General features: G+C 63.9%; 8 protein-coding genes. 3 read left to right on the forward strand and 5 right to left on the reverse strand.

The genetic code is table 11. The features are described from left to right. Positions 1 to 144 precede the first annotated feature (144 nt). Complete coding sequence (locus RAD15_RS39755) at positions 145 to 804, forward strand: hypothetical protein (RefSeq protein ID WP_458184154.1); 660 nt, start codon at positions 145 to 147, stop codon at positions 802 to 804. 156 nt (positions 805 to 960) lie between these two features. On the opposite strand, the gene RAD15_RS39760 is transcribed toward RAD15_RS39755, so the two are convergent. The 4 genes from RAD15_RS39760 to RAD15_RS39775 form a co-directional block, all read right to left on the reverse strand. Then, positions 961 to 1,800, reverse strand: coding sequence for a M48 family metallopeptidase (locus RAD15_RS39760; protein WP_458184155.1), 840 nt, complete (start codon positions 1,798 to 1,800; stop codon positions 961 to 963). A 217-nt stretch (positions 1,801 to 2,017) separates the two neighbouring features. Then, on the reverse strand, positions 2,018 to 3,346 hold the full coding sequence (locus RAD15_RS39765; protein WP_458184156.1) for a polyhydroxyalkanoate depolymerase: 1,329 nt from the start codon (positions 3,344 to 3,346) through the stop codon (positions 2,018 to 2,020). Positions 3,347 to 3,467: 121 nt separating this feature from the next. After that, complete coding sequence (locus RAD15_RS39770; RefSeq protein WP_458184157.1) at positions 3,468 to 4,286, reverse strand: ABC transporter permease; 819 nt, start codon at positions 4,284 to 4,286, stop codon at positions 3,468 to 3,470. Beyond that, on the reverse strand, positions 4,283 to 5,086 hold the full coding sequence (locus tag RAD15_RS39775) for an ABC transporter ATP-binding protein (protein WP_458184158.1): 804 nt from the start codon (positions 5,084 to 5,086) through the stop codon (positions 4,283 to 4,285). Before RAD15_RS39775 ends, RAD15_RS39770 begins: the two co-directional genes overlap by 4 nt. 105 nt (positions 5,087 to 5,191) lie before the next feature. Here RAD15_RS39775 and RAD15_RS39780 point away from each other — a divergent pair, with 105 nt between their 5' ends. Together RAD15_RS39780 and RAD15_RS39785 are read left to right on the forward strand one after the other, a co-directional pair. After that, positions 5,192 to 6,514, forward strand: a complete 1,323-nt coding sequence (locus tag RAD15_RS39780; RefSeq protein ID WP_458184161.1) for an ActS/PrrB/RegB family redox-sensitive histidine kinase — start codon at positions 5,192 to 5,194, stop codon at positions 6,512 to 6,514. 103 nt (positions 6,515 to 6,617) lie between these two features. Continuing rightward, positions 6,618 to 7,172, forward strand: a complete 555-nt coding sequence (locus RAD15_RS39785; protein ID WP_458184159.1) for an ActR/PrrA/RegA family redox response regulator transcription factor — start codon at positions 6,618 to 6,620, stop codon at positions 7,170 to 7,172. Positions 7,173 to 7,297: 125 nt separating this feature from the next. Here RAD15_RS39785 and RAD15_RS39790 read toward each other — a convergent pair whose 3' ends face one another. Beyond that, positions 7,298 to 7,789, reverse strand: a complete 492-nt coding sequence (locus RAD15_RS39790; RefSeq protein ID WP_458184160.1) for an MmcB family DNA repair protein — start codon at positions 7,787 to 7,789, stop codon at positions 7,298 to 7,300. Between the last annotated feature and the right edge of the window lie 163 nt (positions 7,790 to 7,952).

A 7,952-nucleotide genomic window follows, 5' to 3' on the forward strand; every position in this document is an offset into this window, starting at 1 on the left:
TACCGCTTCGGCAAGTCCTGCCTAGCGCGGCAAGATTCTCCGCGGCCCGCAGCTCGCTGAACGCAAAAACACCAGTCTCTTCAAGCTCCCGCTAGCGGCCCGGGTTTTGCTCTCAAAGGTTGTGCGAGTACGGGAGAGCGTTCCATGATTTCAAATGTATCCAGCGCAGCGTTGCCTCATCTGCGGCCCGCGTCAACATCCGCCTCGAATGCGACATCGGGTCTCCAGCCGGTGATACCGGATACGACTGACGCTGCGACCAGTGGCTTCCGGATCGACGTCTCGCAGGTGAAGCCGCTGCAAGGCGCCAAGCTGATATCGGCAGCGGATGATCCTGTCCTGCACGACCTCATGGCAACGAACTGGCTGATGACTCATGATACGAGCGCAACTCAGTCTGTCGTCCCGGACAATGCACCGGAGAACACCTACGCGCAGGTGAAGGTGAACGGCAAGGTTGTCGCCACGCTTTACAATAGCGGGGCGTCGGCGATGACCAACGCGGCTGGCGCCGAGATCGGCAAGCTCGAGGATCCTCCCGGTTTGAGCGGACCGGATCTGGCGCAGTGGCGGGCCGACCAATACGCCGAGCGGCTTGGCGGCACCGTCGAGAAGGCTTCCACCGCCATCACGCAATCGCAATGGACGCCGCGCGAGAGCAGCTCCACGACCTACAGCCGCGAGCAGCTCGACGCCGCCTTCCAGGCGATGCTGGCCGAGGGGCAGAAGGCCGCAGCGCAGCAGCAATCGTCCTATCTGGCCTCACGCACGCGACAGGGGACGAGCGCGGATATCAGTGCGTGATTGGAGCACTATGCTGCGCCGTTCCCGCCGTCATTCCGCGCGAAGGCGGGGAATCCAGTACGCCGCGGCTTCTCGGCTTAACAACAACGCCCTCTGGAATACTGGATCGCCCGCTTTCGCGGGCGATGACAGCGTCAGATGGAGCAAAAGCTCACCCTAATCCTCGACCCCATACCGGTGCAGGTCGTTGCCGTGCGTGTCGAGCCACTTCTTGGCGCGCTCCATCGACGGGCAGACCTTGCCGCAGACGCGCCAGAACCGCGCCGAGTGGTTCATCTCGACGAGATGGGCGACCTCGTGCGCGGCGAGGTAGTCGAGCACGAAGGGCGGCGCGAGGATCAGGCGCCAGGAGAACGACAGCGAGCCGGCCGAGGTGCAGGAACCCCAGCGGCTGGACTGATCGCGGATCGAGAGCCGCTTGACCCTGACGCCGAGCTCGCCGGCATAGGCTTCCGCCGAACGCTGAAGGTCCTTCCGCGCCTCGCGCTTGAGGAAGTCGCTGACGCGGCGATCGACATGCTCGAGCCCGCCGGCGACGCAAAGAATGCGTTCACCGCTGTCGCGCATCTCGGTCCACACCGTGCCGCGCGTGCCGGCGCGATGAACGATGCGATGCGACGTGCCGCGGAGCGGTATCACCGTGCCAGGCTGGAACGGCGCGGCCTTCGGCAAACGACCGAGACGCGCGGCGATCCAGGCACCGTGACGCTGCGCGAAGTCTTTTGCTTCGGCCAGCGTGCCGCGCGGCGGCATGGTGAGGATGGCTTCGCGATCGCTCGGATGGATTCTGAGCGTGTAACGGCGCGCGCGGCGGTGCCGGCGCAATCGGATGGCAAAATATTGCGATCCGTGGGTGATCAGGACGGTCTTTGGTTCGTGGGGCCGACGATAGAGGAGAGCGCGGGTGGCCATGTCTGTCAGTCCGGGGGGCAGGAGGGCGCCCGGATTCTGCCATAACCGCCGCCAGGGAAAGCGCTCGGCGCAAAAACAAATCATTTGCCCAATATACAGCGGTCTGGCGTCCGGGAGACCCTACAGACTGGGGTTGGAACCGGCTTTTTTCGCCCCCGCTGGACGCATGCGACACCCCCAAGGGGTGAGGGCTGACTCACTCCTATAAAGCTACCTAAATACCGCGAATCTGGAGGGAACCAGACCCTGCCGGAACCTCCGGCAGGGCCTGAAATTTCGACGGGAAAGCCGAAATCCGGGATTATTCAGCCGCGAGAGCCTGCAACGAGCTCGGATTCGCCGCCGAAACCATGAAGTCGTGAATCCGCGGCACGATTTCCGACTTGAAACGCGAGCCGTTGAACACACCGTAATGTCCGACGCCCTTCTGGACGTAATGAATGCGGCGATGATCGGGGATCGAGCTGCACAATGTGTGCGTCGCTTCGGTCTGGCCGAGACCGGAGATGTCGTCGTTCTCGCCTTCGACGGTCATCAACGCCACGCGCGTGACCTTGGAGGGATCGACGCGTGTTCCGCGATGGGTCATCTCGCCCTTCGGCAGCGAGTGCTTCACGAATACGGTGTCGACAGTCTGCAGGTAATACTCGGCGGAGAGGTCCATCACCGCGAGATATTCGTCATAGAACTCACGATGCTTGTCGACGAGGTCGCCGTCGCCCTTCACCAGATGGGCAAAGAGCTGCTTGTGGGCGTCCATGTGCCGGTCGAGATTCATGCTGATGAAGCCGTTCAGCTGCAAAAATCCCGGATAGACGTCGCGCATCATGCCCGGATGCGGGAACGGCACCTTGGTGATGACGTGATTGCGGAACCAGTCGATGCCGCGCTCCTGGGCGAGGTTGTTCACCCCAGTCGGGTTGCGCCGGGTGTCGATCGGGCCGCCCATCAGCGTCATCGAGGTCGGAACGAAGGGATCGCGCTGCGCTTCCATGATCGACACGGCGGCGACGACGGGAACGGAGGGCTGGCACACCGCCATGACATGGGTGTTGCCGCCGAGGACGTGCAGCATCTCGATGACGTAGTCGATGTAGTCGTCGAGATCGAAGCGGCCATCGCTGAGCGGCACCATGCGGGCGTCGGCCCAGTCGGTGATGTAGACTTCATGCGCGGGCAGGAAGGCCTCGACCGTGCCGCGGAGCAACGTTGCATAATGGCCCGACATCGGCGCGACGATCAGCACGCGCGGCTGCGGGCTGCGCAGCGGACGGGTGAACTTGCGATCGAAGTAGAGCAGCCGGCAGAACGGCTTTTCCCAGACCGAGCGAACCTCGACGGGGACACGGATGCCGTTGACCTCGGTGTCGTCGAGGCCCCATTCCGGCTTGCCGTAGCGGCGCGTGGTGCGCTCGAACAATTCGCAGGCCGCGGCGACGGACTTGCCGACCTCGGTGCGCGCCCAGGGATTGAGCGGGTTCTGAAACAGGAGCTTGGTCGCGTCGGTAACCGCACGGGCCGGATTGAGAGAGGCGTGCGCCATCTCGTACATCCAGTACATCGGCGTCGTCAGGACTGGACTGCCTTCTGCAGCCAGGGGCGGCGCGCCGCCGAACTCACCAATAGGCATCGCTATATCCCTCTTCGCATCGCAGCATACTGCCGAATGCGTAATATTGCGTCAATGCATGGTTCCGTACATCTACGTAGCGGAGACAGGTAAATCGGCCTGAATCCACGAGAAAGTGACGTTATTCGCCGCCCGACAGCAGCGAGCCGTGCTTCTTGGCGCTGCGCAAAAGGGCAAGGAATGCCCAAAAAGATGCAACCAGGAGTACTGCGTTGATGGCCAACGCCTGCAGCATCAGATCGGTCCTAAAGGTCTGCTCGATCAGAAGCGCGCGCATGCCCTCGAACGCATAGGTCGGCGGCAACGACCAGGCGATGGTTTGCAGCCAGGCAGGCAGCACACTGACGGGATAGTAGACGCAGGCCAGCGGCAGGATGGCGAACATCAAGGTCCAGACGATGCTCTCGGCGCCGAGGCCGTTTCGCAGCACCAGGCCCGAAACGAAGATGCCGACTGACCAGCTCGTGAAGATCAGATTGCAGAAGAAGGCGATCAGCGGCAAGCCGAGCGCATAGACATTGAAGTGAAACAGGAACAGCGCGAGCAAGGTCATCGGGATGATGCCGATGGCGAGCCGGATCAGGCTCATGATCATCAGCGACAGCAGAAACTCGATCGGCTTGAGCGGGCTCATCATGAGATTGCCGATGTTGCGCGCCCACATCTCCTCCAGGAACGAGATGGAGAAGCCGAGCTGGCCGCGGAACAGGATGTCCCAGAGGATGACGGCGCCGATCAGCGTGCCGCCGGCGCGCGCAAAGAAATTGGCGTTCTCGGCGATGTAGTGCTGGAGAAAGCCCCAGGTGATGACCTGCAGCGCCGGCCAGTACAGCAGCTCCAGCAGCCGCGGCCACGACGACAGCAGCAGGTACCAGTAGCGCAGGATCATCGCGCCGATGCGGTGCGGGGAAATGCCGCGATGGAGGGAGAGCTCGGTCATCGCGCCGCCTCCTTGGCGCCGTTCACCCGGCCGCGGGCGACGTCCAGGAACACCTCTTCCAGCGTGGTGCGGTTATAGCGGGCCATGATGCCCGCGGGCGTATCGTCGTCCTCGATGCGGCCGCGCTTCATGATGATGACGCGGTCGCAGAGCCGCTCCACCTCGAGCATGTTGTGCGAGGCCAGAAGGATGGTGGCGTTGTTTTCCTTGCGATAGCGCTCCAGATGCGCCCGGACCCAGTCGGCGGTATCAGGATCGAGCGAGGCGGTCGGCTCGTCCAGCAGGAGCAGCTCGGGCTGGTTGATCAGCGCTTTCGCCAGCGCGACGCGGGTCTTCTGCCCGGCGGAGAGCTTGCCGTTGGCACGGTCGATGAATTCATTGAGGTCGAGCTCGCCCGCGAGTTTCGCGATCCGGCCCGCAAGATCCTTCACCGCGTAGAGCTTGCCGAACACGGTGAGGTTCTGGCGCACCGTGAGCCGCATCGGCATGTCGACATAGGGGCTCTCGAAATTCATCCGCCCCAGCACCGCCGCGCTCTCCTCGGGCATCCGATGTCCCAGCACCTGCACGCGGCCGGAGGTCGGCAGCACCAGCCCCATGATCATCGCGATGGTGGTGGTCTTGCCGGCGCCATTGCCGCCCAGAAGCCCGGTGATGCTGCCGCGCGGCAGCGCAAAGGAGATATCGTCGACGGCGCGGGTCTGCTTGTAGACCTTGACGAGATGATCGACCGCAATGGCCGCGGACGAACTGCGATCCGCGACAGTCGGCCGGCTTGAAGCCTTGTCATTCTCGGTCATGCTGGCCGTTCTTCTGCTATTGCAGCCGATAGCGCAAGGCTTGTAATCCGGTGGTTCCGCGAGCCCAGCGTTTGTGATCGAAAAGGCACTGCCACATTGGCCGATATGACCGAAATTGCCGCGTCCGACTTCCGCCCCGCGCAGCGGCATATCCGCCTGGACACGATCCTGCGGCTGCGCTGGCTCGCGGTGCTCGGCCAGCTCGCCGCGATCTTCATCGTGGCGCAGGGACTGGAGTTCAACGTCGAGATCGTCCCCTGCGTCAGCATCATCGCCCTGTCGGCGGCGCTGAATCTGGGGCTGCAGACCGCGGTCAATCCGATGCAGCGGCTGGAGCCGATGCAGGCGGCCGGACTGCTCGCGCTGAACATCGTGGAGCTGGCCGGCCTGTTGTTCTTCACCGGGGGCTTGCAGAACCCCTTCTCGTTCCTGTTCCTGGCGCCGGTGCTGATCTCGGCCACGGCCCTGCCGGCGCGCTTCACGTTCGGCCTCGGCGTGCTCGCGGTGGCCTGTGCCTCGGTCCTGTTCTTCTTCCATCTGCCGCTGCCGTGGGATTCCGACGATCCGCTGGTGCTGCCGCCGATCTACCTCGTCGGCGTCTGGCTCTCGATCGTGCTCGCGATCGGCGTCACCAGCCTCTACTCGTTCCAGGTCACCGAGGAGGCGCGCAAGCTTGCCGACGCGCTGGCGGCGACCGAGCTGGTGCTGACACGCGAGCAGCATCTGACCCAGCTCGACGGCCTTGCTGCCGCCGCTGCGCACGAGCTCGGCACGCCGCTCGCGACGATCTTCCTGATCTCGCGCGAGCTGGAAAAGACGGTGAAGGATGCAAGCTTTGCCGCCGACCTGAAAACCCTGCGCGAGCAGACCCAGCGCTGCCGCGACATCCTGAGCAAGATCACCCAGCTCTCCTCGACCGGCGCGCCGTTCGACCGCATGAAGATGTCCGAGCTGATCGAGGAGGTGGTGGCGCCGCACCGCGATTTCGGCGTCGAGATCAAGGTGCGGATCGCGGTCGCCGCCTTCGCCGAGCCGGTCGGCTCGCGCAATCCGGCGATCCTCTACGGCGTCGGCAACATCGTCGAGAACGCGGTCGATTTCGCCCACACCACCGTGGAGGTGAACGCGTGGTGGAACAAGGACACGATCGAGCTGGTGATCTCCGACGACGGACCCGGCATCCCCCCCGATATCCTCAACCGGATCGGCGAGCCCTATCTGTCGCGGCGGCGCACCCCGGACGATACCGGCGGCGAACGCCGCGGCCTGGGCCTCGGCGTGTTCATCGCACGCACCCTGCTGGAACGCACCGGCGCCAAGGTCTCGTTTACCAACCGGACTTTCCCGGAACACGGCGCGGTGGTTCACATCACGTGGCAGCGAGAGCGTTTTGAGGCTATCGAGATGCTCGAAGAAACAATAGGATAAGCCGCGACCTTGCGTCGCACGGCAGGGCCGATCGACTATTTGCCGCCTTGGCACCGGCCGATTGCGACGCCATATGTCAACGCGCTGGAGAGAGGACAACACCTTGAACGCCATCGCCGAACTGAACGAACAGACCGACCGCTCGCTGCTCATCGTGGAGGACGACAAGCCGTTTCTGGAGCGGCTGTCACGCGCAATGGAGACGCGCGGCTTTGCGGTGACGTCGTGCGACACCGTCTCGGACGGACTTGCGCAGATCGGCAAGGCGGCGCCTGCTTTCGCGGTGGTCGACTTGCGGCTCGGCGACGGCAACGGTCTCGACGTCGTCTCGGCGCTGAAGAAGAAGCGCCCTGACGCCCGCGCGATCGTGCTGACCGGCTATGGCAACATCGCCACCGCCGTCACCGCGGTGAAGATGGGCGCGATCGATTATCTCTCGAAGCCCGCCGATGCCGACGACGTCGTCGCCGCACTGCTCTCGACCGGCGCGGAAAAGTCCGAATTGCCGGCGAACCCGATGTCCGCCGACCGCGTGCGCTGGGAGCACATCCAGCGCATCTACGAGATGTGCAACCGCAACGTCTCGGAAACCGCGCGCCGGCTCAACATGCACCGCCGCACCCTGCAGCGCATTTTGGCCAAGCGCGCGCCGAGGTAACGGGTCTCGTAGGGTGGGCAAAGGCGCGCAGCGCCGTGCCCACCATTTCTGCTTCGATCTTGATTGGCTTGAATGGTGGGCACGCTTACGCTTTGCCCACCCTACGGCACCTGCGCGCAGCGCCGCTACTCCCAGAACTCCGCGTGCCCCTGCGGATCGACCAGCCGGTTGATCCGCAAGGCGGCCGCCATCGCAAAGCGCACCGTCATCTGCTTGCGCGTGGCGGCAGCGAGCTTGTGCTCGGGCGCCTCGCACTGCATGTGCGCGCCATAGGCATCGGCGATGATCAGGCCGGTATCTTGCGGAAAGATCTCGCAAGGCAGATCCTGCGTAAACGCGAAGAACAGCCGGTCGCAATGGGCGCGGTATTCGTGCCATTTCTGATCGGCGCGCAGATCCTCCACCGACGACTTGATCTCGACGATCCAGATCTCGCCGCGCTCGTTCAGCGCCACCAGATCGGCGCGCCGGCCCGACGGCAGCGGCAATTCGCTGATACAGGAGAAACCGAGCGAACGCAGGAGCCGCGCGGTGCCGCGCGCGATCGCCAGCGCCGTTTCCGACTGACGACGGTCGGGCGGTGGAACGAGGGCGATGTTGCGGGCGGTGGTGTCCATGGGGGGGAGGATAGCCGATTCCTCCGCCGTCGTCCTGGCCTAGCTGTGGTCTCTCAGGAGGTTGTCCATCTGGTCTGAACCGAGGAAGCTGAGGTTGCGAAGCTTCAGTGTTCCAAGGAGAGACCAGATGAACGTCCACAAGAATGCGCCTTTGACGCCTAAA

This window comes from Bradyrhizobium sp. 14AA (genome assembly GCF_054185205.1).